Source organism: Sphingopyxis sp., assembly GCF_051861155.1.
GTDB lineage: Bacteria > Pseudomonadota > Alphaproteobacteria > Sphingomonadales > Sphingomonadaceae > Sphingopyxis.
This window is the reverse complement of sequence record NZ_JBHYDE010000014.1, coordinates 13,548-38,444: the sequence shown is the minus strand read 5'-3', so window position 1 is coordinate 38,444 and position 24,897 is coordinate 13,548. Positions and strand designations below refer to the sequence as shown.

The following is a 24,897-nucleotide window of genomic DNA, read 5'->3' as shown; positions in this document are numbered from 1 at the left end:
GGCAGCGGATCGGTTTCGACGACGAGCGTTTCGTCGGCGGCGTCGGTTTTCGTCAAAACGGCCAGAGCTATGACGCGGTGCGCGCCGAGGTGACGCCGCTCAAGGGTCTCAAAGTCGACCTAGCCTATGCGTGGAAGTGCAACTGCGCCGCCTGCCGCGCGCGCGCGACCTGGTCATTCTCACCGCCGTCGCCGTGCTTGAAAATTTCGGCTACCGGCAGCTCAACAATTTCTGGCGGCTGCGTGGCTGGTGGCAGTTTCTGCGCAAGAAACAAGGCTGGGGCGACATGGTCCGCAAAGGCTTTCAGCGATCCTGACGCAATCGATTCAGACGATCGAGCAATTCCGCGGCGAGATGTTCGATTTCGCCACGTGAGGCCTGAGCATCGATCGCTTCCTCCACCGCGCGGGCCGCGTCGCCGATCGCGGTGTAGCCGAACATCCCGGCACGCCCTGCAAGACTATGGCACGGCGCTGCAAGTTCCACCCACGCTTGACGCGCAAGGCATGCTTCAATGGCATCGGCGATTTCGATCGCCTGTTCCACGAAACGCGCGCCGAGGGCGGCGAGGCGTTCATCCATTCCGTTCATCGAGCAAATCCCGCACCTGACCGGCCAGCGCCATCGGATCGAATGGTTTGGCGATCACCCCCGAGGCGCCGAGCGCGCGCAAATGGGCCACTTCCTGCGCCTGCGTCCGGGCGGTGATAAAAACGACAGGAATCCCAGCGGTCACGGGATCCTCTCTCAACAAGCCGAGCACGGTCGGTCCATCGAGTTCGGGCATCATCACATCGAGCAGAATGAGGGTGGGATTCCAGTCGCGCGCGGCGGCGATCCCCTCGCGGCCCGACCCACGGGTTTCGACCACGAAATCCGGATCGAGTTCCAGCGCCATCTGAGCGATTTCTCGAATGTCCGCTTCATCGTCGATGTAGAGAATCCGTATGCTCATCGACCTTTCTCCAGCTCACTTGCGCCTCCGATCCGTTCGAGCGTCTCGCGAACCAGAAGCTCGAGACTGGCCCTGGACTTTACCAGCACGAGGTCGATGCCTTCGACCGCCGCATCGACCTCTTGCGCGGTAAAGAGGATGATCGGGATCGCGCCCGATTGCTTGCGCAACGGGATGGCGAGATCGGTCCCGCAGCCGTCGAGCAACCCGACATCAAGGATTGCGCCGTCATAACGATGACGCCGCACGAGCCCGCGTGCTTGCGCCACACTGGGGGTCGAATGGACCTGGGCCCTGTCCTCGAACATGCTGGCGACGACGGTCAGCATGTCGGGATCGTCATCGACATGGAGGATGGTCGGCAGCGAAGCATCGTGCGCGCTGGTCTGACCTTCCTCTTTCTTTGGCGCCGCGCCCGGGAGTCCAGCCGTCGGCAGATCAACGTGGAAGACCGTCCCCTTGCCCTCTTCACTTTCGAAGCTGACCGAACCGCCAAGCCGGACGACGATTTCGCGCACAATGCTGAGTCCCAGGCCCGTTCCGCCCTTTTGCCGCGAGTCAGAGGCGTCGGCCTGCGCAAACTTGCCGAAAATCCGGCTCCGGAAAGCCTCGGGAATACCGGCACCGCGGTCGATTATGCTGATGCGGCTGCGCCGGTCCAGCGCCGTCACTCGGACTTTCACTATTTCTCCGCGCGGCGAAAACTTGATCGCATTGGACAGAAGGTTGGACACCACCTGCATGAGCCGATCCTCGTCGGCGAGCACCGCCGTATCCGAAGCCAAGGGTTCGATGCGAATGGTCACGCCATACTCGCGCGCGAAGCCCGCCATCTGGTGCATCGCCTCGTCGAGGATCGGCGCGAGCGCCAGCGGCCGGATGTCGAACGGCATTCGCCCCGCCTCGATCTTCTCGATGTCGAGGATATCGTTGATCAGCCGTACCAGCCGCGCGGCATTGCTGTGCGCGATCTCGACGAGGCGGCCGACCTTCGGCGACACGTCGCCGGCCGCGCCGCCGCTGATCAGCCCGAGCGATCCGGCGATCGACGTCAGCGGGGTCCGCAGCTCGTGGCTTACGGTCGCCACGAATTCGCTTTTCATCTGCTCGACCTCCCGTCGCCCGCTGATGTCGCGGATCACCGCGAGAAACAATGTCGCATCCATGAGAGCAACCGGACTGACGGAAACTTCGAGCGGAAAGCTGGTTCCGTCGCTTCTGCGCCCGATGAATTCCTGAACTTGCCCGGGATTTGCTTTCCGGTTCGCGGAGAGGCGGCGAAGAAAGGTTTCGATCTGGCCACGGTCGGGCGCAATCTCGAACAGCGAGCCGATGTCGCGGCGCAGGAGCGACTCCTGTGTAACGCCAAACATGGCGGCCGCCGCAGGATTCAGGCTTTCGATGCTACCGCTCGGGTTGAGCACGATCATGCCGTCTTTTGCGCTGTCGAAAATCGCCTCCTGCCGGGCTGCAAGGTCCTGCGCGCGGCGATATGCCTTGTTGCGCGCCGCCTGGCTGCGCGCGATCAGAATCGCTGACAGCGAGAGCAGCAATATAAGCCCGACCAGCAAGACAAAGGTGCGCTGGCGAAGGGACTGGCGGGCGGCCTCTGCAATGGCGGTACGCTTCTCGAGCCGCGCGCGCTCGGTCTCTGAAATCCGCGCCACAAGTGCGCGAATTCGGTCCATTGACGCCTTGCCTGCGCCGCCAGCGATCAAGCCTGCGGCTGCGGCGCGTCGTCCTTTTTCAACTTCGTCGATCGTCCGCGAAACGAAACGCCGCTTTTCGCCCGACTCCCGGCGAAGTTCGGCAACCAGTGCGGCTTGTCCCCGACCTGCCAGTTTCGCGAAGGAATCGAGGTTGGCGTCGATGCTTTCCTCGGCAGTGAGATAGGGCTGAAGAAACCGGGCATCACCTGTGATGACATAGCCGCGCTGGCCGAGTTCGATATCGAGATGCCGGTTCAGGACTGCTTGCAACGCGGCTCTGGCGTCATAAGAGTCCGAAACGTCCTGCCGCAGACGCGCATTCTCCTCAAAGCCCCGGTCGACATCGATTGCGAGGAAAAGGAGGATGAGGAGCGCTGCGACGCACGTGCCGGCAAGCAGACCGTTCGCGATAATGGCGCGATGCCAACCCGACATGGAAATCCGTTCTGAATCAAATTACCAGCTGCAATGCCGAATAGATACCATGGCCTTTCGCCGACTGCACCCCGTGATGATTCAAGACATATCGCCGGACGCCCCGGTGGTAATTGGCCGTTTGCCGTCAGGCCGCTTTGCGTCATCACCTATTTGAAAGCAGCCGGACGATCATTGCCATGCGGACCAAATCCGACAGTGTCTTGGCGTGCATCTTCATCATCGCATTAGCGCGATAGACTTCGACAGTTCGCGCGCTGATTCCGAGGTCGAAGGCGATCGCCTTGTTCGCCTTGCCTTCCACAAGCGCTTCCATCACCTCACGCTCGCGCACCGAAAGCGTAGCAATCCGCTCCGACAACCGTTCACTCTCCGCGCGCACTTCGGCCGCGCTGGATTGTTCGCTGATCGCCTTGCGAACGGACGACAACAACATGTCATTATCAAAGGGCTTTTCGATAAAGTCGGCGGCGCCCGATTTCATGGCCTGGATGGCGAGCGGTACGTCGGCATGGCCCGTCATCACGATGATGGGAATTTGACCATGGCGGACTCGAAGCGCGTCGAGCAATTCAATGCCATTTGTTCCAGGCATTCGGACATCGGTGATGAGACACGCACCGTCGAGGGAGGGCGACGCGCCAAGGAAGGCGTCAGCCGATACGAAACTACGAGCGCGAAGGCCTGCGCAATCAATCAGGAATTCGAGCGATTCCCGCACGCTATCATCGTCGTCGATGATATAGACGATCGGATCACTCGCCATCTTCTAGATCCTCGCTATCCAGCTTCTGCAACGTAAAACAAAAACGAGCGCCGCCATCGTCGACCGCTTCAGCCCAGATTCTGCCACCGTGCGCTTCAATGATCGTGCGCGAAATCGACAGACCCACGCCCATACCCGTGCGCTTGGTCGTAATGAACGGTTGAAATAGCCGACCCCCGATTTCAGGATCGATGCCTTGCCCACTGTCGGTCACGCTGACCTTCGCCATGTCGCCATCCTGTCCAATCTGGACCTCGAGTTCCTTTGACGGACCGGCGAACGCGGCAAGTGAATCCACAGCATTGCGTACGAGATTGAGGACCACCTGCTGGATCTGGACGCGATCGACCAGTACGAAACTGATGATGGGATCAAAGGCAAAATTGACCCGAATACCGTGCTCTTTCGCGCCGACAAGCGCGAGGGCGCTGGCCTCTTCGACAAGCTTGGGCAGATTTTCGACGCTACGTTCGGTTTCGCCGCGCGCCACGAAATCGCGCAGACGCCGGATGATATCGCCGGCGCGAAGTGCCTCGATCGACGCGCGCTCGACCGCGTCGACCACGCGGTCATGCGGAACAACCTCGCGCTCCAGCAGCATCCGACTGCCCTTGAGGTAATTGGTAATTGCCGATAGCGGCTGATTGATCTCGTGCGCCAGCGCCGACGCCATCTCGCCCAGACTGGTGTATCGTGACACATGAACGAGTTCGCTCTGTAACTCCTGCAGCCGCACTTCGGCCTCCTGCCTTTCGGTAAGATCACGGATAAAACCGGTGAAGTGACGCTCGCCGCCCGCGTGCATCTCGCCGACAGCCAATTCGATCGGAAATGTCGAACCGTCGCGGCGCTGGCCAACAACGACCCGGCCCTTGCCGACGATGCGTTTCTCGCCCGTTTGATAATATCGGGCGAGATAACCATCATGCGCGCTGTGATAGGGTTCGGGCATGAGCATGCTTACGTTGCGGCCCACCACTTGGTCGGCATTCCATCCGAACATGCGTTCGGCGGCGACGCTATAGTCGCGAACGACGCCCTTTTCATCGATGACCACCATTGCATCGGGAATCGTGTCGAGAATGGACCGCACATGCGCCGCGCGCCGGGCCAGATTGGCGCCGGCGGCCTCGGTTTCGATGCGGGCGGTCTGAAACCACTCCCCGCCAACTGCGATCGCGAGCGAGATGATCACAAAAGTCCCAGCGGCAATCAGGCTGCCGTCCTCGATGGGACCTGCGCGGGCATCGCACCAAAGACCAGCAGCAGCGCCGGCGAAAGCGGCGAGAACTCCCGCCCGAAGACCCGATAACGCACCTGCCACAACGACACCGGGGACGAAGAAGATAAAGGTTGCGCGCGCGCCAAGCGCGTCGGCGAACAGCAGGCGAATTCCCACCCCAGCGGCGATAAACAGCATCGCAATCGCAAAGCCGATCGGCGCCGAGAGGCGCGGCAGGAATCGGCTGGCAAATGTCGCCCGCGGCACCTCCGGTAAATCCCCTAGGGATGATGCGGTAGGGAGATCATCCAAATATCCGCACTCCCTCATTCAACCTAATCGCTCTTCATCGACGGCATGCGACTAATGCTGTCCTACGGAGAAAATCTCATGACTGCACCCTTCATCGATCTTGGCGTTCACCACAAGCCCGCTGGCATGTCCGACCGCGTCGCACTGGGGTTCACCAAGGTGTTGCGCTGGACTGCAGATACGTTTTTCGCCGAACGTTACGGCCATCGGGCCGTGGTGCTGGAAACCGTGGCGGCGGTACCGGGCATGGTGGGAGCGACGATCAACCATCTCGCATGCCTGCGGCGGATGTGCGACGACAAGGGCTGGATCAAGACGCTGATGGACGAAGCCGAGAATGAACGCATGCATCTCATGACGTTCATCGAAATCTCGCAACCGACGCGGTTCGAACGCGCTGTGATCATCGGCGTGCAATGGATATTCTACCTCTGCTTCTTCGCGCTCTACCTGGTTAGTTCCAAGACAGCGCATCGCGTCGTGGGCTATTTCGAAGAAGAAGCGGTCATCAGCTATACCCATTATCTTGCTGAGATCGACAAAGGTCGCAGTGCCAACGTGCCCGCGCCGGAGATCGCGAAAAAATATTGGGATTTGCCTGCTGAGGCGACGCTTCGCGACGTAGTGCTCGTCGTCCGTGCTGACGAGGCCCATCACCGCGACGTCAATCACGGTTTCGCTAACGAACTGGCGGGCTTGCCGGTCGGTCCTGTCGCCGATTGTCCGCCCCACGTCACGTTAGAACCCAATTGGAAGAAAGCGGCCTGATCGAAGGAGGCAGGATTATGCCGCCAGATCGCCCGGTCATCATTCTTGCGAGCGATCCGGCGCTCCTGTCCTCGTTGGAGTTCGCGCTGTCGGTGGAGGGTTTCGACCTTCAGCAAGAGGGAGAAATCGCGCTCCCAAACGTCTGCCTGATCGTCGATCAGGATCGCGTCGGCGGCGGTCTTGCTTTCCTTCGCGCCCAGCGCGCCGCCGGCAATCTCGCTCCTGCGATCCTTCTGGTGACGCATCCTGACGCCCGCCTTCGAACTAGTGCTCGGTCTCTCGGCGTCCATCTGCTCGAGAAGCCACTGCGCAGCGACGACCTGAGCCGCCTTATCAAGATGGTGTGCGTCCCGCCGAACTGTCTGCATCCGGCAACATGTGGATCGGACCATATTGTGAAACAGCAATGCCAGGGAGAGAACACTCTTGGCAGGCCGTCGAAGCCAGCCGACAGGCGGGGACGACACATCGATGAAAGTTGTTCCCAATGACCGACCCCATCCTGTCCGAACAAGATCTCGCGCGCGTGATACCAGCGTTCTACGCTCGAGTGCGAGACGATGAGATTCTCGGGCCGATCTTCAATAACGCCATTGGGGACTGGCCGCATCACCTTGATAAATTACAGGCATTCTGGTCTTCGGTCATGATGGCAAGTGGTCGTTACAAAGGCCAGCCGATGGTTGCCCATTTGCGCCATGCCACCGACATGACCGGCGACAATTTTGCCCGTTGGCTTTTGCTTTGGGCTGCGGTGACCTCCGAACTTCTCGGCGCCGAAGCGGCTGATGCGATGCAACTAAAAGCTGCAAAAATTTCCGAAAGTCTTCAGCTCGGCATGCAATTCCATCGCGAAAGAACGCCGACACCGTGAACAGCCAGCTGCCTCCGGGCCTCTCGGTCTATAAGCGGACACCCACGTTCACCGAGGACAGCCTCCCGCGTGGGTTATCCGCCGATCACTCAACGAAAGAGAGCGTGTGGGGTCTGATCAGGGTCGAAGAAGGAAGGCTACTCTATATGGTAACCGATCCCCGCCGATCTTATCGCGAACAACTTCTGTTGCCGGACTCCGAACCTGGCATTGTGGAACCTACGATCATTCATCGCGTGAAACCAATGGGCCGCGTTCGCTTCCACGTAGAGTTCTTGCGCTCAGAATTCGGCCCAGGGCAGGCATAGAGCGTGAACTGGCCGGAAGCTGACAGTCTGAAATTAGTCAAAATTGCGAAAATCCAGCCCTTAGCAGTAGGGCTGAAACGGCTTCCCTCGTTCGGCCCGGCGATCAGATCGTCGATGCGTGCTCGGAGCGGCTCACGTCGCTTAGCGGCCATCCTCCAGCTTGCGAACCCGGCCCATCCCCGCCAACGCATCGAGCACCGCCGCCACCTGCTCGGGCAACGCCCCGGCCATTCGAGCACTTCAACCGTAGCCTTCTGCACTTCAGCAGCACCCACGTTTCTTGTCCGGCTGGGGCGATAAGCTGGGCGATTGAAAATAGGGCCGCTGCGAACAGGAGACTCGACGTAAGCGTCCCGCTGGGCGGCGTCGGCTGATGTAGGATCGCTGTCGCGGCCAAATGCTATTCACAGGGTTCTAGTGACCCGTGATCATGCGCCGTATGAGCCCGTCGCGCAGGACAAATTGATGCCAGAGCGCTGCCGCGATGTGAGTGCAGATTAAGCCGATCAACGCCCAGCCGGCGAAATAATGAACGTACCAAGAGCCGGACCAGAGTGATTCATCATCGACTGAAGGCGTGAAAAGGCGGGGAATGGTGAAGATGCCGAACACATCCATCGCCTCCTTCATGTGAACCCATACGATATAGCCGCTAACAGGCAGGACGATGAACATGATGTACATCAGGCCATGGACGACCGCCGCCGAAACGGTCTGCCATCTTGGCTGGGTAGTGTGCGCGGACGGGCGGCTGTTGGACAGCCGCCACAAGATACGCATCACGATCAGTCCCGCCAGAACCATACCGAACTGAAAGTGGCTGCGGATCAGGGTGACACTTGCGTCTTGGTTACTCTCATTTTCGGCCAGCCACCCGCTAGCGAACTGTCCCACGATCAGTACTGCAACGCCCCAGTGTAGTATACGGGCAACGAGGCTCCAAGATCGGCTGGAATTGCGCAGTCGCATGTACACTCCTCTAGCTGACGTCAAAACCTAGCTTGGAACTCGACGGAGAGAAGCCAAATGGGGCCGGAGCTGAAGTACCGGTACATCTCAGCCTGCGGGCCAGCCTTGCTGGACCGATATCCAGATCTATAGTCAGACCAATCCAAGGGGTGCTGCATGACCAAGATGAGCAGACGAGCGACGCTGTTGGGACTGACGGTCCTTGGAGCCACTGGCCTTGGCACCGCCTGGTCACGGGCTGTGCCTGCCCAAGCGATGCAGAGACCCAGAAACGACCTGTACGCCTGTGAGGGCTGTGAGGCTATCGACGAGCGGGATCCAGCCACTCTTTCGGCGTCGGCAATACTGGCTGGTCCGAAGGAGCCTGGAGAGCGTATGCGCCTGTCAGGCCAGGTCTTTGCTCTCGACGGAATCACGCCCGTGCAGGGCGTCGTCATCTACGCGCATCACACCAACATCGACGGCCTATATGCGAACGGCACCGCTGAATCCGAATGGAGCCGCCGCAACGGCAGTCTGCGTGGGTGGGTAAAGACCGATGCCGAGGGACGATACGCCTTCGACACGATCAAGCCGGCACCCTATCCGGACCTTACCGGACCGGCGCACGTTCATTTGTACGTGAAGGAAGCCGGACGTCAGACCTACTATGTAGATGACGTCGTGTTCGAGGGCGAGTTCAAGGTCGATGCCTCCTACCGCGCCACCCAAGAATCTCGGGGCGGCAGCGGGATCGTCCGTCTCGGTAAGGATAGCGACGGGGTTCTGACAGCGGTGCGGGACATTCGCCTGGAGCCGCATCTCGTCTGAAATTTTAATCTTTGACGGGTTCCAAGCCCGTCGTAAGTGATGTCTTCCGTTTCCTGCGTGAAACAAACATCGACGCCGATAACGAACTTACCCTTGGATGTCCCCCATTGGCCGGTGGCGGACTGTCTGCTTCGGTTCCAGGAATGGCAAAAGCCGACTTTATTGACGACAGGCACTTACATTAGAGCCTCAATCGCCCACATTAGGCATATGCCATTGGACCAGCGGCGTCGCAAAGCAGCAGGCCACCTGTCAGGCATTGTCTCCTATCGATCAGAATGATTTTGGTTGGGTTTTCCGGGACAGGAAAATGATCGCGGTTCCGGTGAGCTGACAGCCCGGATCGGCGATCCGAAAGGCATGCCTCCATGATCGGCTATTTCATCCTCCTCCACCGCTTTCCTGAACAGTTCAAGCGGATGTTCCACGCCATCTATGCGCCGGGTAACAGCTATGTCGTCCATGTCGATAAAGGATCCGGGCCTGAGTTCGCTGCCGACATCGCCGCCTTCCTCAAACCGTTTCAGGGGGTCGCGATCATCGAATCGAAAAAGGCTCTGTGGGGCGGCTACAGCCTTGTCGACGCCGAGCTGCGCGGGATGAAGCAGTTGCTGAAGATGAATCGCAGTTGGACTCATTACATCAACCTCAGCGGACAGGATTTCCCGTTGAAGTCGCAGGCCTATATCAGAGGCTTTCTGCGCGCCAATCCAAGGCGACAGTTTATCCGCGCGCTCGATCAGCGAGAGATGCGGCCCGACACGATGAACCGCGTCAGCCATATGTTCATCGAAGCCCTGGGACGCATGATCCGCACGCGCGTGCCGCGGCCGTTCCTGAAAGGTGCGACGCCTTACATCGGCACCCAGTGGAAAGCGGTGACGCGAAGCTTTTGCCATTTTGCCGTGCACCACCCGGGTGCCGAGCGATTTAAGGCATTCTACCGTCGCAGCTTCATTCCCGATGAGGCCTTTTTCCAGACATTGATGATGAACAGCCGCGCGCAGGGCGAAGTGATGAACGACGATCTGCGTACGATCGACTGGGTGCCGGACGGCGACATCAAGCTACGCCCGCGCACCTTCGTAACCGCCGATGCGCTGCGGCTGACGCTGAGCCCCGACCTGTTCGCGCGCAAGTTCGATACCGAGGAGGACTCGGAGATCTTTGATTTGCTGGAGGCCCATCTCAAGACGCCGCTCGCGAATATCTATCCAGGCGATCAAGCCCCCACGCCGCCACGGCCTGTGCATGAGGCCGCTTGAAGTGCAGCAGGATCCCGTCTCCCCGACGGGATCCTGTCATCCTCTGCGGTTTTGACCAAAGGAAGCCCCATCGACTTTCCGGGTCGCAGGAAAGTCTTTGCGATCCGAGACTAGGCCGATCGGCGAGGGAGTCGAGTCTATATTCTGCAACCTGCACCGCGGACGCTTCGACCCCGCCCGTGTGGTTGACGAAAATGGCCGTTTGCGGTCACGCGGCTTTCGAGCGCAGATATCAAGAAGCGGACATTGCCTGGGCGATCTGGGTAGATGGGAGGAAGCGACCAATTGTTGCGGTTCCCTGGGAAGACCGGGTCCAGAGCGTGACCAGCCGACGCACGCTTTCGAGCGCTCTAGTCCCCGGCCGTAGCCGGGTAAAAGCATGGCCGCGCGCCCCCCAAACGTACTTTCTCGCCGTAGGTTTTCAGGTCCGGTCTAGCTCGATCGTTCGCGTTATGCCGATTGCACCGAGGAACGCCGTGTCGTGGCTGACCAAGAGCAACGCGCCGTCATAGGCGGCAAGGCCGGTTTCGACGGCAGCCAGCGACTCGATGTCGAGATGGTTGCCGGGTTCGTCGAGAATCAGAAGCTGGGGTGGGCGCGGCGCGCCGAGGACGCAGGCGAGGCCGGCGCGGAGCATCTGCCCGCCGCTGAGCGTGCCGACGATCTGATCGGCGGCGTCGGCGCGGAAGCGGAAGCGCGCGAGTGCGGCACGGCACTGGTTGTTCGTCGTCCCGGGATTCAGACCGAGAAAATTTTCGGCGATGGAATGCGCGGGGTAGAGTAGGCCGACGCGCTGATCGAATAGCGCGAAGGGAACGCAGACGCGAACTTCGCCCGACCACGGCGCTAGGGTGCCCGCGACGAGGGCGAGGAGGGTAGATTTACCCGATCCGTTGGGACCAGTGATCGCAACACGTTCGGGGCCTGTGACGGCGAACGAGAAATCGCGGATAATGGATTGCCGCTCGACATAGCCGGCGGTGACATGGCCTAACGAAAGGACCGTGCGCGACGAAGGAAGGCCGGTCGAGGGCAGTCCAACCGAGAGTGGGTCGACAATCTCGATCTTCGCGCGGGCGGTCGAGAGTTGGGCCTCGGCCTCGCTCTGCTGGCGCTCGGCGAGGCGGCGGTTTGCGCCCACGCTTTCCTCAGCGCGGCGCTTGAACGTTCCGAGCAAGATTGCTGGCTCGTCGCCACGCGCCGCCTTTCGCCGACCGCCATTGTCGCGGCGCGCCTGCCGTTCGGCTGTGACCTGTGCCTGGCGCCGGACGCGGCGGAGTTCCTTTTGAGCGCCTGAAAGTTCGGCTTCGGCGGCCGCCTCCTCGATATCTTTGCGGTCGCGATAGGCGCTCCAGCCGCCGCCATGGCGAGCGGCACCAAGCCCGGTGAGCTCGACGATCGCGTCCATATCTTCGAGCAGCTCGCGGTCGTGGCTGACTACGATCGCGCCGCCGCGCCAACCGCGGACCAGGTCGCGCACCGCTTCGCGGCCTTCGCGGTCAAGATTGTTGGTAGGCTCGTCCAGCAACAGAAAATCAGGCGCAGCAAATATCGCGCCGGCGAGCGCGGCGCGGGTGCGCTGGCCGCCCGAAAGGGTCGCGAGCGGGGTATCGGCCGGGACGGACAGGCCGACATGGGCCAGCGCTTCGTCGATGCGGGCTTCCAGCGTCCAGTCGGCGTCGGCGATCTCGTCAATAGTGCCTTCCCCCTGTTCGGCCTTGCGCAGCCGCGCGAGCGCGGGACTGATGTCCATAAGATCGGCGATCGTTTCGGTCGGTTCCACCTGCACCGTTTGGCGGAGCATCGCGACGCTTCCGTCAATAGCGATATGCCCCGCGGTGGGAGCGATGTCGCCCGTCAGCAGGCGCAGCAACGTCGATTTTCCGACGCCATTTCGTCCAACGATGCCCGCGCGTTCGGACGGGAAATTGAGATCGAGGTCCGAGAGGACGGCACGGCCGTCAGGGGTGAACCAGCTGAGATTGGAGATCGTGATCGAAGGCATGAACAAGGACTTTCCTGGCGGCAAGGCGGGGCGGCGTTGCGGGCAGGTTATTGTTCATGACGAAAGTCTCCGGCTGATCGAGCGCCCAATCTAGAGGCTGTGGCGGGACGGCGCAACCCAACGGCGACCAACAACCCATAGAGCCGCTCCCCACCGCATTCCGGTTGCACGAGCAACTTGAAGATTGCCTTCGAACGCAATCGCTTGTTCTGGCCGGTTGCAGTCAGGCAAGTTTCAGGCAGGAAATTTCGGAAGCGGACGTCGCCGTCGCCGAGCCGCTACGATGGATCGGTGGGCGGAAAGCGCAATGTGGTCGCGATCTGAGCTTCGGCCGTGGTTGCTTCAGCAATGAGCAGGCGCAGTGCCTTTACGGTGTCTTCCAAAAGCCCATCACCGAGAGGCCGCTCGCCATTAATGAAACGGCGGACGGCCCGCTCGTCTATGCCAAGGCGCCGCGAGAATGCCGTGGTGCCGCCAAACAGTTGGACGCAATAAGCAAAATGCTCGCGTCGCTCGTCCACTGAAAATGACGCGGCCATTGTTTCCCCTTTTCGTTCGCTGCCAGTGGCCATAGGCGATCTGTCGGATGAGGCGCAATCGACCAATTGCGGGTATTGGAAGTTGCGCCAAGCCGCGCACCGCGGGAGTTGGCCGACAGCGACTACCCTATCAGAATTTGAGAGTGTTCGTGGTTTTGCCTGAGCAGTTTGTGCGCTGAAAGCGATGACCGCCGGGTGGGATGTCGGGCGGCATCGACGTGGCGGGCGGGAGGTGACGCCGGGCAAAAGCGCCTAACGGTTCGTCGCAATTAACAATGTTTGCCGAAGCTTTGTTTACGCGATTTCGCGAGTGATTTTCCGTTGCACAGAGCCGGGGGGCACACTGCGGCAGAAGCCGCGCGACGGAGAATCGAAGTGCTCGAAAACCAGAAAATACGGCCGGCGGCGGTGATCGGCCCGCACGGCGAAGAATTGACATTGGATAATCTTCCACCGCCGGAAACGACGCGCTGGGTCAGCCGGCGCAAGGCACAGGTCGTCGCCGCCATCGAAGGCGGGTTGATTACCTCCGAAGAAGCGTGCGCCCGTTATCGAATGAGCCGGGAGGAACTCGCGAATTGGCAGCGTCTGTTCGACCGGATCGGCGTACCCGGCCTGCGCACGACGCGCATATCTTCAAGATCATGCTCTACGGTTCGTATGCGCGCGGGGATTGGGTCGACGATCCCGTCGGCGGATATAAGTCCGACTACGATATTCTTATCGTAGTCAACGACGACCGGCTGGCAGATTTCGAATTCTGGTCGGCGACGGACGACCGGCTGATGAGAGATCTGACGATCCACAAGTCGATCTCGGCACCCGTGAATTTCATAGTCCACACGCTTACTGATGTTAACGGTCAGCTTGAGAGAGGGCGTCCCTTTTTCGTTGATATCGCCGAGCACGGAATAGCGCTTTACGAAGCTGAGGGATTCCCGTTCGAACAGTCGCGAAATCTGCCGCCCGAAGATGCCCTTGAAGAAGCCAGCAAGCACTTTAACGAATGGTTCTCGACAGCGAGCGAGTTCCTCGCGGGAGCGGAGTTTCATCGCGGTCGTGAAAGTTCTAAATTGGCTGCGTTTAACTATCACCAGGCGGCAGAGCGCTTCTATCACTGTACGCTCCTTGTCTTGAACCTCTACAGCCCCAAATCACACCGCCTGAACTTCCTCCGCAGCCATGCCGAGGAAGTCGCGCCCGAACTCGTCGAAGCTTGGCCCCGCGCCGACAAATTCTCCCGCCGCTGCTTCGAGCTGCTCCGCGAGGCTTACGTCAACGCACGCTACTCACCTCACTACGCCATCACGGCCGAAGAACTGGCATGGATCGGCGAGCGCGTCGCGGTACTCGAAGAGCTTGTTCGCCAAGTATGCGAACGCCGTCTCGCTGACTGATTTCGACGCCGCGAAAAATTTGGCGGCATCCCGAAGGTCGGCGGTCGCAATGCCGGCGCGGAATGCCGCCGAGGGACGGCCGGACGGGTCTCATGTCCGGACGCCAAACTCATCGGAGAGGGTAGCCCCATTGTCGGCGCTGTTGGCCCCACCGACGCGAGCCCCCTAACTTCGAATCCTGCGCTGTGGAAACAAGAGAATTGCACTAGGCCAAAAGCCAATCTTTCATTGCTCTTGGTGACGTTAATTCGCAACGAACGATCAAGTGATCGATGGCCCTCCCCGCTCTCGCCCGAACGTCCAGTTGATACCGCGCTCGCGCATCATGCCGCCGACATCTTTCCCGATGTGCCGCTCGAGCGCTGGCCTCCAAGGCACGAGCGTGAACTCTTTCGCCTTCTCGACGAGTGCATAGCGGCCGCCCGCAGCGTCGATCCGCCGCGCCAGTTTCCCCTCGACGGGTTCGCCGGATTTCGTCTCGGAAAAGCGCTTGCCCGTTTCCCTGGCGACCAATCGCGCGAGGCGGAGAAGCTCGCGTCGCTGGAGCGCAAGGCAGGAAGCGCCCTCGCCTATGGGCCCGGTAGCCGGTTGGAGCCTGTCGCGGCGCCGGCGGCCGTCATTCAGCCAGACTGGACCGAAGGGTGGGCAGAGTATCGATCGATCAAACTCGGCGCGCTCGTCGCCGAAGCCAATCGCTACGCCGCGGTGCCGATCGTGATCGACGACACCGACATAGCCGCGCGCGAAGTGTCGGGTCGCTTCCATATCAGCCAGACCGAGGCATTTGCCGAACGGATCGCCATATTGTTCGGCCTCGCCATCGAACGGAGGTCTGACGCCATCCACCTCCGCCGTCGATAATTTTTTCACCGAGCGACTAAGGTCGCTCCTATCTTCCCGTCAACGCACCCCCACTGGCCGTCTGCCTGATGCACGGCCGAGAATATTGGGGGAGTGAAAATGTCGATTAAATCCCGTTCGCTGGCCGCACTGCTCGTCGGCACGGCAGCCTTGCTTTCGCCCGAAGGCGCGCAGGCCATGCAGGCGCCGCGCCAATCCTATGATATTCCGGCGCAGGATCTGGGAGAGGCGCTGCGCCGGGCTGCCGACGTCGCCAACATTGAACTCTATGCCGCCTCGGAAGATATCGAGGGGAAGACCGCTCCCGCCATCAAGGGCGAACTGACAGCCCGCGAAGCGATCGAGGCGCTTCTTGCCGGAAGCGGACTCCAAGCAAATTTCGACGACCGTACGGTCGTCATCCTGAACAGCGCGTCCGCTGCAATCACCCCTGCCGCGGAACCGGAAGCCATCATTGTGACCGGCTCGCGGATCGCTGGCGCGCCTGCGGCTGCACCGGTGATCGAAATCAAGGCGGAGGATATCCGCAACGCGGGACAGGCGGACCTCGGCGAGGTGGCACGCAGCCTCCCACAGAATTTCGGCGGCGGGCAGAATCCGGGGATCGGCAATACGCAGGGCGCGGCCAATGAGAATGTCAACGCCAATGGCGCATCGACCTTCAACCTGCGCGGGATCGGTCCCAATGCCACGCTGACGCTGATCAACGGCAAGCGCTTTGCCTATAGCAGCGTGAACTCGGTCATCGACGTCAGCGCCATTCCGATCGCCGCGGTCGATCGCGTCGAGATCATGGCCGATGGTGCATCCGCCATATATGGCGCCGACGCGGTGGCCGGGGTGGTCAATATTCTGCTCAAGCGGGACTATGATGGCGTGTCGACCAGCGCGCGGCTCGGGGCGTCGACCGACGGCGGCAATTTCCAGCAGCAATATAATCTTCTTGGCGGCTCGGCCTGGTCGGAGGGCGGCATCATCGCGGCCTATGATTATTCGCGCGGCACCGCGATCCGGGCAAAGGATCGCAGCTATGCGGGCGCGAATAATCCCGATTCCACTCTGTATCCCGACCTGAGCAGACACGCGCTTTTCTTGAGCGGGCACCAGTCGCTCGGAGGCGGTGTGACCTTGGCAGCCGACCTCATCTACAAGCGCGGAAGAATGAAAACGGCCACGGGCTTCACGGTCGCCCAGCCACTCCGCAACGCGGGGCTCGAAGCGCGCACCGAGTTTGAAACATTCGGTCTCGCTCCAACCCTGTCAGCTGACCTGTCGGCGAGTTGGAAACTCAATGTCGGAGCATTTTTCGGAACCGACACGACCGACGGCCTCAGTCAGAATTACAGCGGCGGTGCGCCGAGTAGCGCGACCGCGCGACATTTCTTCAACCGGAACATCACCGTTGAGGCCGGCCTCGAGGGTCGGCTGTTCGACCTCCCCGCAGGCGCCGCGCGCGTGGCGCTGGGCGGAGGCTATCGCATCAATCGCTTCTCATCGGAGATCGGCACGCGCAGCTTTGCCCGCTCGCGCCGCAATCACTTCGCCTATGGCGAGTTGCTGCTTCCGCTGACGAGTCCCGACCAGCATATCGCGCTCGCCTACCGCGCTTCGATCACCGCGGCGCTGCGCTACGAGGATTATTCCGACTCCGGAGACATCGTCACCCCGAAGCTTGGCTTCGTCTATGACCCAATAAAGCAGCTCCGGCTCGGGGTGTCATGGGGCAGATCCTTCAAACTCCCGACGCTCTATCAGCAATATTCGGGCTATGCGGCACTGCTCGTCCCGGTTGGCGGCTTCGGCCAAGGGTTTCCTGCCGGTTCAACCCTTGCCTACGCGCTGGGGGCAAATGACCGGCTCGGGCCCGAGCGATCGGAAAACTGGACTTTCAGCGCAACCGTGCGGCCACTGTCGGAGCTCGCGCTATCCGCGAGCTATTTCCGGATCGACTATAAGGACCGGGTCGCGCCGCCGCTGGCTTCGGGTGCCGGGGTTCTCGACAACCCGATCTATGCCGATCTCGTGACCCGCAATCCGGCACCGGCACTGCTGGACGCCATCTTCGATGGTGCCGATGGCGGGCTCCAGAACATAACGGGCGCGCTTTACGATCCCGCGCGCGTTGTGGCCTTCCTCGATGCGCGCGACCGCAATGTCGCACGGCAAAAATACCGCGGGGTCGATGTGGCCGTACGATATGACGCCGCGCTGGGCAGCAACCGCCAGCTCAGCCTCAATGCCGGTGCTACTTGGCTCGACAGCAGCCAGCAACTTCTCTCTGGCCTGCCGGTGACCGACCTTGCCGGGACGATCTTCCATCCGGCGCATTTCCGGGCGCGCGGCGGGCTGACGCTGAGCGGCAAGAACTTTTCGCTCTCTGCTTTCCTCAATCACAGTGGCGCCGTCACCGACAACCGCCGTCCGGCGTCCGTCAAGATAGAGGGGGCGACGACGATCGATCTCACCGGCCGCATAAAGCTGGCTAAGGGGACGGAAGTCGCGTTGAGCGCGCAGAATCTGTTCAACAGCAAGCCCGCGCCGATTTTCACGACGTCACCGTTCGACACGCCGTTCGACACGACCAACGGGTCGGCGATTGCACGCTTTTTGAGCGTGACGGTCCGACATGACTGGTAAGGCGACTGCGTCGGCGCTTGCCTTCGTGGCGATCCTCGGCACTGGCGGTCCGGTCGAAGCCACGGAAGGCCGTCGATGGACGATCGAGAATATCGCGACCGTGCCGACCGATTTCGATCTGAGCCTGGCCAGCGATGGCAAGTCGCTCGCCTATCTCGAGCGGCGAGCGGATATCGAAACCGATAAAAGCGTCTCAATCCTTCATCTGTATGATCTCGGCTCGCACAGATCCCGCGAAATTCTGCGGGCGCCGAGCGCGGAACAGCTCAGACGTCTGCCGGATGGCCGAGGCTGGAGCCTCTTGATCGATCGCGGAGATGGGCTCCAACTCTATAAGATGGATGAACGCGGGGCGCTCACGCTACTGCTCAAGCGAGAGGCCGTCGTTACCGTCGGGCAGACGGAAGGCGGGCTCTTCGCCGTACGAAGTGGCGCACCTCGCCGGATTGGCATATTATATCACGACTGGTCTCCCGACGGACGATGGCTCTGGTATGCGACGCTGAGGCCGCGTTCCGAACCGATCGCCGTTTCGATCGACGCGGCGGTCGTCGAACAGCGCTACCGTCGGCGCGCACCGGTAAAGGCAACAGTGGAATTGCGACTGAGATCGGCCGCAGGCGAGGAGTGGCTGGTGGCATCGCGGCCAGCCCAAGATCGTCTCGCTTTCTACTATGGAGCGAACGTGCAGTGGACGCGCGAGGGACCTCGCTACCAATTGGAGCAAGGCGATGCTGAGCGTTCGGGCGGCACCGGGACCTTCATCTGGAGCATTGCAACCGGATCGAGCCACCCCGTCGAACGGGAATCGGGCTTCCCGTCGATCGGCCTGGTCCGAGGTCCGCATGGCGGGATGCTCGCGAGCGAAGGCTTTGGCCGCGCGCTCGACCTGACGGAGACGCGCCCGGATGGCCGCAAAATTCATTATGGCGCCCAACCCTATTATATTGGCGATCCGCGTGCGGCGGGAAATTGGCTGGCGAACGACGGGCGCGAGGCGCTGCTCGGCGTGCGGACGATCGAGCACCCGCGCTATGGGCTAATTCTGCTCGGCAGCCGGAAGGTCAAACCGCTTCTTGTGGCCGGCAGCCTGACCGCTTGCGATTTCCGCCAGGACCTCGCGTGGGGCGTTTGCGTTGAAGAATCGCTCAATCAAGCCCCGCGGTTGGTGCATGTCGCTCCGGAAACCGGGGAGGTGCGGGCGCTTGCCCCGCTCTCGTCCGTTCATGAGGCAATCGTGCCGCTGCGCGTGACCGCGCATGAATGGACCAACCGGCTGGGCTATGGGTCGACGGGTTTCATTGTCTGGCCGCGCGATTATCAGCATGGGAAGGCCTATCCAGCGATCCTCATCACGCATGGCAGTGACGCCGACGAACGCTTTGCCAGCCCGGACTTGCAATGGAATTATCCCGCCCAATTGTTCGCCGAGCGCGGCTTTGTCGTCATCCTTCAGAATGATCCTTCGGCGCGGCAGCAGGCGGAGCTCTGGAATGCCTATATGGAATGGTCTGGCGGCCCGAGTGTGCTCGGCCCGGCGCGGCTCCGCGAACTGATCTGGCTCAACGGGGTCTATAGTTTCGAGGACATGATCGACGATTTGGTCAGCAAAGGCATTATCGATCGCGAACGGATTGGGGTCGCGGGATACAGCCGCGGATCCCAGATGGTGAATGTCGCCCTAACCCAATCGACTATATTTGGAGCGGCATCCAGCGGGGACGGCAATTATCTGGAGCCAGCATCCTATGCCGATCCGAAAGAGGGGTATCTCGCCATCTTCGGCGGCCCACCGTCGGGCCGCCATCTCGATTCCTATCGTCAGCTGTCGCCGTCGCTTCGCGCAGAGAAGGTCTGTGCGCCCGTTCTGCAGCAAATGGCGTCTCCCTTTGCGGGAGCGATCGATTTCTATACCGCGCTTCGCGATGCCGAGGTGCCGGCCCAGATCAGCCTCTATCCCGGCGAGGATATTACCGCCGACGAAACGCATTTGTTTCACATCCCGTCGAACCGGCTGCGCGCGATGCGCGAGAATATGGCCTGGTTCGATTTCTGGCTTCGCGGCCGACGCGATCCGAACATGGCTCCCATTAGCACATATGACCGCTGGTCAACGATGGCAACGCAATGGCGGGATTGCTCGCGACCGCCGAGCGCCCTGCAGCGTGAGCCGTCATGACCGGGCGACATCGCTCCACCAACGGGCCCAGCTTTCTGCCGCGCAAAGCTCGAGTACCCGCTGCGCCTTTTCGAAACCCTGCGCGGTCGGCCGGGACGCCGCTTCCAATATCGACAAGTCGAGCAGGCCTGCGCGCGCGAGCAGGCCGTTGCGAAGCAGGTCGCCGGCGCGTTCGGCGTTTGCCTGATAGATACGGTGCATGAAGCCGCCCGGTCCGCCTTTCGAGGTGCGGCGAAGCAGTTCGGCTGGCACGACGGATTTGAAGGCCGCTCGCGCAACGGACCGATCCCGGCCCCCGGCTACCCACTGCCATGTCGGGATCGACAGGCATGTTTCGACGATGGGCTGCGAAAGCAGGGGCGGGATATGGCGCGGATGGGTGCGGCGGGGATAAAGTTCAATGCTGCGCTGCGCGCGGGCAAGCAGTCTGACGTGCGCCGCCTTGCCGGGAAGGCCGCCTTCGGGCGCTTGCATCCAGGGGTGCGAAGGGCGGGGCTGCTCCAGTTCGGCAATCGCCGCAGAAGAAAGTCCGGAATAGTCACGATGAAGGGAGGGGGGACGAGCGACATCACGATATCGGTCCCAGGCATGTCGCAGGATGGTCGTACCGCTCGCGCCCGTCAAATCGCTTAAGTCGCGCAGCGTGTCGAAGAGCCCATGGCGCGGCCCCTGCGCCATGAAGCGATCGACGAATGGCGTAGCACTGCGGATCGAACAGAAGATATTGTCTCCTCCATTGCCCGAGAAGAATGCATCGATTTTCTGCTCGCGGCGGAGGCCGTCGTGCACCGCCTCGATCGCCTGCATGTAGAAAGGAGCATGAGGCCATGGATGGTGCGGCGCCACGGCGCGACCAATATCGACCGCTCCGAGGTCGTAGTTCGCTTCGAGCAATGGGGTGCCGAGTGCCGTAGTGAGAATGGACGCATAGCGACGCTCATCTCCGATAGCGTCGTCTTCGACCATCGTGAGGCAAAGAAGTGCCGCTGCGCGGCGAGCGGCGGCGCAGGCGACGATCGAGGAATCGAGACCTCCAGACACACCGACGAGTATCGAGTCAAAGCAGGACGTCCAGCTTCCAATGCAGTCGAGCGCGACGGCGCGAAGCTCTTTGGCGGCTGCCGCATATGATCTGTGTCTGACCTGCGTCCAATCCCAAGGCGACCACCAGCTTTCCAGCTGATGAGAGCCTCCGGCGACTATCAGCCCTTCTCCGGGAAGCAGTAGCCGGACATCTTCGAGGCAGGTTTCCCTGCTCGGCGCGCCAGCGCTGGCCAGGAACCTCAGCATTGCAGGATAATTGACCCCGCCGTGTTTGCCCAGTTCCGCAGCATCGCTCGACAGGGTCAAGCATCGATCATCTTCGCGATAATAGACGGGCAGCAATCCTGAAGGATCTCGAAAAACGGCAATATGTCCATCAGGTCGCGCCAAGATTGCGACATAGCCGCCCCAATAGTCGGACGCGAGCGATCTGCCGCCAGATGCGAGGATTTTTTCGGCCGCCGCCTCGCACAGGTCGAGCACCCGGCTCGTTGCACCTCGCTTGAACAGATGACCGATCAGATAGCCATCGCCGCCAATTTCCAGCGGATGTTCGTCGCACCAGAGCCGAGCGCCGCGGAGCAGGAGCGCAGACGGGTCCTCCTTGGCCCTTTTGCCGCCGTTGCGATCCGAACGTCTGGGAACTTCAAGGCGAAAATAGCCTGGCATCAGGCAATCAAAATGGGGGTGTAGGGAAGCACGACATCAAGCGGATCTGTCAGCACGGCGGAACCGAGCTGGACCCAGCAGTGCGCAGCAAAAGGCAAGGTCACCCCGATCACCAACCGGGCGTCGCAGCCCTTTCCGGCCAGCACTCGGCGAATTGCAATGCCGCGGCCAAGACATTCGTCCATACCGGAAAAATAGTGCCTTGCGCGCTGAAACGCGGCCGCCGCGCAGCGCGCGACCGAGCGTTGGTCCTCCGCAGGTAGCGGCTCGAATTGGGGGATGGTACTCAAAATCTGCGCCAGCCGAAGCTTTCGAACATGTCGCCGCGCCAGGGCCAAGGCGTATATCGCGCGTATCGTATCGACTGCGGACGCTCTCTCCGTACCTGGAGAATCCAGATAGCTTGACGTCGGTGCGATTGCTTCAGGGAAGATTCGATCCACCGGCCGGGCGAGATTGTGCAATCCTCGCTCAGCAAGCCAATCGTCGTCTGCGGCATCTTGTCCGCGATGAACGATGAGCGAGAACCGATCCGCTGCGCCTGATTCAAGTGTGAAGTAGCGGTCTGAAGCCAAATCCAGAAATATGAAGCCATTGCCGGTTCGGCACCAGTGCGTTGCAGCGGGGGCAGGCTTTTTCATGGGAAGATCGCCGAGCGAAGGTGGCGTGCAGTGCCGAGACCGCACGCCACGCATCGATCAATCGTCGGCGCTGATACCGCCGAGGATGAAGCGATCGCCGGGCTGCACGTCCGGTTGGCCCGCAGGCAGCGCACCATGGGTTTCGTCCTGGGCGGCGCCGAGGTCGATGATGTCGTCATGCGTATTCATGTCACATTCCTTTCCAGCATCGCGACTAAAATGAGTCGCATGTGAAAAGTATGTTTTGCGGCAGGCCGCTTCCAATTTATAATTCAATTATTATTCATAACCTAAATCCGCGGAAAAGGTGACCGAGCCAAGGAAGCGCACGTCGGGGCGCGCACCACTACCTTTAGCTTTCGCCTGGACATGCGTAGCGGAACCCGGTCACACACTTCAACAATTGCGAAGTGCGCGATCTCATCCCCGATCGATTGACCAATTCGCAACGATAACTGGAACCGGAATTGGATGTTTCTATGAACTGCATCGAGGTTCGATAGACAGGTCTCCAAGGCGCGGCCTGCGATGGCCGCAGCCCTCTCCCATTCGTAGACGGCCTTATGGTCGACCTTGCAGATTCTTTCCGATGCCACGATCCCAAGTGGTGACATTATGAGGACAACCCCCCACGCAGACCACCTTGTCACCAAACGTCGCAGTGCGCTTGGAGGTCTAAGTCACTGAAAAATGTCGGAAAACTGGAGCGGGCGAAGGGATTCGAACCCTCGACCCCAACCTTGGCAAGGTTGTGCTCTACCCCTGAGCTACGCCCGCTCTGGCGGCTGGAAACCGGTCGGTTCCAGCGGGTGAGGCGGGCGATTAGCACCGGCTTTTTGACTCGGCAAGCCCTGTTTGCGTTTTTTGCCGAAGGGTTGGCATATCGCCCGCAAATCCCACATAAGCAGGATCAGAGTCTTTTCCGTCGTCGTGTGCGCGACCGGAAACGAAAAACAGGAGCATGATTGCGTGGCCACATTGGGTCTGAATCCGCAAGAGAAGGAAGCCGTCGAAGCGTTCCGCCGCGACGTCGTCGAACCGTCGATGACCAGCCTTGTCATCCTCGATTTCTGGGCCGAATGGTGCGGGCCGTGCAAGCAGCTGACCCCGATCCTGGAAAAGGTCGCCGCCGATTACGCCGACAAGGGCGTGCTGCTCGCCAAGGTCGATGTCGACGCGAATCGCTTCATCGCCGGGCAGTTCCAGGTCCAATCGATCCCGACCGTCTATGCGATTTTTCAGGGCCAGCCGGTCGCCAATCTGACGAACGCGCGCACCGAAAGCCAGCTAAAGACGATGCTCGACCAGTTGCTTGCGCAGCTGCCGATCGAGAGCGTAGCGACGGCGCGCGCGGTTGAGATCGCGCCGCTGATCGAAATGGGCGACGCGGTGCTGGCCGAGGGCGACGGGGAGCGCGCCGCGGGCATTTTTGGCCAGATCCTTGAGATGGCGCCCGATAATGCCGCGGCGCACGGCGGGTTGATCCGCGCCTTTGTGCTGGCGGGTGACCTGGCCAGCGCGCAGGGCGTGCTCGACATGATCCCCGCCGAGATTGCCGACGACCCGGCGATCGCGCAGGCGAAAAGCGCGCTCGCGCTGGCGGCCGACGCGCCCGATGCGGGCGAACTCGCGGCGTTCGAGGCCGCGGTCGCCGCCAATCCCGACGACCATCAGGCGCGATTCGACCTCGCCAGCGCGCAGATCGGTGCGGGCCAGCGCGACGCCGCCGCGGGCAATCTGCTGCACATCGTCGCCGCCGACCGCGAATGGCAGGAGGATGCGGCGCGCGCCAAGCTGCTGTCGCTGTTCGAGGCCGTCGGGCTGGAAGATCCGTGGGTCGCGGCGCAGCGCCGCCGCCTGTCGCTGATCCTGTTCGGTTGATGGGCGAAACCGCGCCTTTGACTATCCAGCGGATCGCGATTTTTCCGCTACCTGGTGCGGTGCTGTTTCCCGGGCTGCACCTGCCGCTGCATATTTTCGAGCCGCGCTATTCGGCGATGGTGCAGGAGGTGCTGGCGCGCGACCGCCAGATCGGGATGATTCAGCCGCGTCAGCTTCCCGGCGAGGAAAATCGCGAACCGCCCGCGCTCTACGACGTTGGCTGCGTCGGGCGCATCGTCGATGTCGAGGCGCTCGACGAGGGCCGATTTAACCTGGTGCTCGAAGGCGTGGCGCGCTTTCGCGTCCGCCGCGAACTCGACGTCATCACGCCGTTTCGCCAGGTCGAGGCCGAGATCGAAACCGAGATCGAGGATGATGCGGTGCTGTCGAGCGTCGAGCGCGCCAGCCTGGAACGCGAGGCCAAGCGCTTTGCGGCGCGGCAGGGTTATGTCGTCGATTGGGATTCGGTCGGGCAGCTCGACGATGCAACGCTGGTCAATGGCATCGCGCAGGTCGCGCCGTTCGACGCCGCCGCCAAACAGGCACTGCTGGAAGCGACGCCAATCGACGCGCGCGCCGAGCTGGTCGTCCAGCTGATGCAGTTTTTCGGCCGTTACGACAGCGACGACGGCCGCGCCACGCTGCAATAGG

At 61.3% G+C, this 24,897-nt stretch carries 25 protein-coding genes and 1 tRNA gene; 13 read left to right on the top strand and 13 right to left on the bottom strand.

Annotated features, from left to right (window positions below):
• Window positions 1-136 precede the first annotated feature (136 nt).
• Window positions 137-316 carry a hypothetical protein gene (locus ACTIFP_RS17635; RefSeq protein ID WP_439569980.1) on the top strand — a complete coding sequence of 60 codons (180 nt, stop codon included), beginning with the start codon at window positions 137-139 and terminating at the stop codon, window positions 314-316.
• On the opposite strand, the gene ACTIFP_RS17630 is transcribed toward ACTIFP_RS17635, so the two are convergent.
• The 5 genes from ACTIFP_RS17630 to ACTIFP_RS17610 all read right to left on the bottom strand — a co-directional run bounded on the left by ACTIFP_RS17630 (window position 304) and on the right by ACTIFP_RS17610 (window position 5,399).
• Entirely contained in the window at window positions 304-582 is a 279-nt protein-coding gene (locus ACTIFP_RS17630; RefSeq protein ID WP_062902869.1) for an Hpt domain-containing protein, read from the bottom strand. The genes ACTIFP_RS17635 and ACTIFP_RS17630 overlap by 13 nt on opposite strands.
• A complete protein-coding gene (locus ACTIFP_RS17625) occupies window positions 575-955 on the bottom strand; it encodes a response regulator (protein ID WP_062902870.1) in 381 nt (126 codons plus the stop codon). Before ACTIFP_RS17625 ends, ACTIFP_RS17630 begins: the two co-directional genes overlap by 8 nt.
• Window positions 952-3,099 (bottom strand): ATP-binding protein, encoded by a 2,148-nt coding sequence (locus tag ACTIFP_RS17620; RefSeq protein WP_439569979.1) that lies wholly within the window; start codon window positions 3,097-3,099, stop codon window positions 952-954. Before ACTIFP_RS17620 ends, ACTIFP_RS17625 begins: the two co-directional genes overlap by 4 nt.
• Before the next feature lie 145 nt (window positions 3,100-3,244).
• Complete coding sequence (gene fixJ / locus ACTIFP_RS17615) at window positions 3,245-3,865, bottom strand: response regulator FixJ (RefSeq protein WP_439569978.1); 621 nt, start codon at window positions 3,863-3,865, stop codon at window positions 3,245-3,247.
• Window positions 3,855-5,399: a PAS domain-containing sensor histidine kinase gene (locus ACTIFP_RS17610; protein ID WP_439569977.1), complete on the bottom strand. Its 1,545-nt coding sequence runs from the start codon at window positions 5,397-5,399 to the stop codon at window positions 3,855-3,857. The genes fixJ and ACTIFP_RS17610 overlap by 11 nt, the downstream gene beginning before the upstream one ends.
• Before the next feature lie 78 nt (window positions 5,400-5,477).
• Here ACTIFP_RS17610 and ACTIFP_RS17605 point away from each other — a divergent pair, with 78 nt between their 5' ends.
• From ACTIFP_RS17605 to ACTIFP_RS17590, 4 genes are read left to right on the top strand one after another with little or no spacing between them, the layout of a single operon-like run.
• Window positions 5,478-6,167: an alternative oxidase gene (locus ACTIFP_RS17605; RefSeq protein WP_439569976.1), complete on the top strand. Its 690-nt coding sequence runs from the start codon at window positions 5,478-5,480 to the stop codon at window positions 6,165-6,167.
• Between the two features lie 17 nt (window positions 6,168-6,184).
• Window positions 6,185-6,658 (top strand): hypothetical protein, encoded by a 474-nt coding sequence (locus ACTIFP_RS17600; RefSeq protein WP_439569975.1) that lies wholly within the window; start codon window positions 6,185-6,187, stop codon window positions 6,656-6,658.
• The gene (locus tag ACTIFP_RS17595) at window positions 6,655-7,041 is read left to right on the top strand and encodes a group III truncated hemoglobin (protein ID WP_439569974.1); all 387 of its coding nucleotides are present in this window, start codon (window positions 6,655-6,657) and stop codon (window positions 7,039-7,041) included. Before ACTIFP_RS17600 ends, ACTIFP_RS17595 begins: the two co-directional genes overlap by 4 nt.
• A complete protein-coding gene (locus ACTIFP_RS17590; protein WP_439569973.1) occupies window positions 7,038-7,349 on the top strand; it encodes a DUF1971 domain-containing protein in 312 nt (103 codons plus the stop codon). The genes ACTIFP_RS17595 and ACTIFP_RS17590 overlap by 4 nt, the downstream gene beginning before the upstream one ends.
• Before the next feature lie 414 nt (window positions 7,350-7,763).
• On the opposite strand, the gene ACTIFP_RS17585 is transcribed toward ACTIFP_RS17590, so the two are convergent.
• Complete coding sequence (locus ACTIFP_RS17585) at window positions 7,764-8,318, bottom strand: cytochrome b (RefSeq protein WP_439569972.1); 555 nt, start codon at window positions 8,316-8,318, stop codon at window positions 7,764-7,766.
• Between the two features lie 156 nt (window positions 8,319-8,474).
• Between ACTIFP_RS17585 and ACTIFP_RS17580 the strand changes: the two genes are divergently transcribed.
• Window positions 8,475-9,128, top strand: coding sequence for a hypothetical protein (locus ACTIFP_RS17580; RefSeq protein ID WP_439569971.1), 654 nt, complete (start codon window positions 8,475-8,477; stop codon window positions 9,126-9,128).
• A 368-nt stretch (window positions 9,129-9,496) separates the two neighbouring features.
• A complete protein-coding gene (locus ACTIFP_RS17575) occupies window positions 9,497-10,393 on the top strand; it encodes a beta-1,6-N-acetylglucosaminyltransferase (RefSeq protein ID WP_439569970.1) in 897 nt (298 codons plus the stop codon).
• Between the two features lie 421 nt (window positions 10,394-10,814).
• Here the strand turns inward: ACTIFP_RS17575 and ACTIFP_RS17570 are convergent, their stop codons facing one another.
• Together ACTIFP_RS17570 and ACTIFP_RS17565 are read right to left on the bottom strand one after the other, a co-directional pair.
• The gene (locus ACTIFP_RS17570; protein ID WP_439569969.1) at window positions 10,815-12,398 is read right to left on the bottom strand and encodes an ABC-F family ATP-binding cassette domain-containing protein; all 1,584 of its coding nucleotides are present in this window, start codon (window positions 12,396-12,398) and stop codon (window positions 10,815-10,817) included.
• A 278-nt stretch (window positions 12,399-12,676) separates the two neighbouring features.
• Window positions 12,677-12,937 (bottom strand): hypothetical protein, encoded by a 261-nt coding sequence (locus ACTIFP_RS17565; RefSeq protein ID WP_054587369.1) that lies wholly within the window; start codon window positions 12,935-12,937, stop codon window positions 12,677-12,679.
• Between the two features lie 375 nt (window positions 12,938-13,312).
• On the opposite strand from ACTIFP_RS17565, the gene sciP reads away from it, so the two are divergent.
• Complete coding sequence (gene sciP / locus ACTIFP_RS17560) at window positions 13,313-13,666, top strand: CtrA inhibitor SciP (RefSeq protein WP_439569968.1); 354 nt, start codon at window positions 13,313-13,315, stop codon at window positions 13,664-13,666.
• Window positions 13,582-14,334 carry a HEPN domain-containing protein gene (locus ACTIFP_RS17555; RefSeq protein WP_439569967.1) on the top strand — a complete coding sequence of 251 codons (753 nt, stop codon included), beginning with the start codon at window positions 13,582-13,584 and terminating at the stop codon, window positions 14,332-14,334. The genes sciP and ACTIFP_RS17555 overlap by 85 nt, the downstream gene beginning before the upstream one ends.
• A 261-nt stretch (window positions 14,335-14,595) precedes the next feature.
• Here the strand turns inward: ACTIFP_RS17555 and ACTIFP_RS17550 are convergent, their stop codons facing one another.
• Window positions 14,596-15,099, bottom strand: a complete 504-nt coding sequence (locus tag ACTIFP_RS17550) for a DUF3363 domain-containing protein (RefSeq protein ID WP_439569981.1) — start codon at window positions 15,097-15,099, stop codon at window positions 14,596-14,598.
• A 195-nt stretch (window positions 15,100-15,294) separates the two neighbouring features.
• Here ACTIFP_RS17550 and ACTIFP_RS17545 point away from each other — a divergent pair, with 195 nt between their 5' ends.
• Both ACTIFP_RS17545 and ACTIFP_RS17540 read left to right on the top strand, forming a co-directional pair.
• A complete protein-coding gene (locus ACTIFP_RS17545) occupies window positions 15,295-17,832 on the top strand; it encodes a TonB-dependent receptor domain-containing protein (RefSeq protein ID WP_439513747.1) in 2,538 nt (845 codons plus the stop codon).
• Window positions 17,822-20,011 (top strand): prolyl oligopeptidase family serine peptidase, encoded by a 2,190-nt coding sequence (locus ACTIFP_RS17540; protein ID WP_439569966.1) that lies wholly within the window; start codon window positions 17,822-17,824, stop codon window positions 20,009-20,011. The genes ACTIFP_RS17545 and ACTIFP_RS17540 overlap by 11 nt, the downstream gene beginning before the upstream one ends.
• On the opposite strand, the gene ACTIFP_RS17535 is transcribed toward ACTIFP_RS17540, so the two are convergent.
• The 4 genes from ACTIFP_RS17535 to ACTIFP_RS17520 form a co-directional block, all read right to left on the bottom strand.
• Complete coding sequence (locus tag ACTIFP_RS17535; protein WP_439569965.1) at window positions 20,006-21,724, bottom strand: asparagine synthase-related protein; 1,719 nt, start codon at window positions 21,722-21,724, stop codon at window positions 20,006-20,008. The genes ACTIFP_RS17540 and ACTIFP_RS17535 overlap by 6 nt on opposite strands.
• On the bottom strand, window positions 21,724-22,365 hold the full coding sequence (locus ACTIFP_RS17530; RefSeq protein ID WP_431591865.1) for a lasso peptide biosynthesis B2 protein: 642 nt from the start codon (window positions 22,363-22,365) through the stop codon (window positions 21,724-21,726). Before ACTIFP_RS17530 ends, ACTIFP_RS17535 begins: the two co-directional genes overlap by 1 nt.
• A gap of 57 nt (window positions 22,366-22,422) precedes the next feature.
• Window positions 22,423-22,554 (bottom strand): hypothetical protein, encoded by a 132-nt coding sequence (locus ACTIFP_RS17525; protein ID WP_267960734.1) that lies wholly within the window; start codon window positions 22,552-22,554, stop codon window positions 22,423-22,425.
• A gap of 513 nt (window positions 22,555-23,067) precedes the next feature.
• Window positions 23,068-23,142 (bottom strand) — tRNA-Gly (locus tag ACTIFP_RS17520).
• Window positions 23,143-23,334: 192 nt separating this feature from the next.
• Here ACTIFP_RS17520 and ACTIFP_RS17515 point away from each other — a divergent pair.
• Window positions 23,335-24,246: a tetratricopeptide repeat protein gene (locus ACTIFP_RS17515; protein WP_439569964.1), complete on the top strand. Its 912-nt coding sequence runs from the start codon at window positions 23,335-23,337 to the stop codon at window positions 24,244-24,246.
• Window positions 24,246-24,896 (top strand): LON peptidase substrate-binding domain-containing protein, encoded by a 651-nt coding sequence (locus ACTIFP_RS17510; protein WP_439569963.1) that lies wholly within the window; start codon window positions 24,246-24,248, stop codon window positions 24,894-24,896. The genes ACTIFP_RS17515 and ACTIFP_RS17510 overlap by 1 nt, the downstream gene beginning before the upstream one ends.
• Window position 24,897 lies beyond the last annotated feature (1 nt).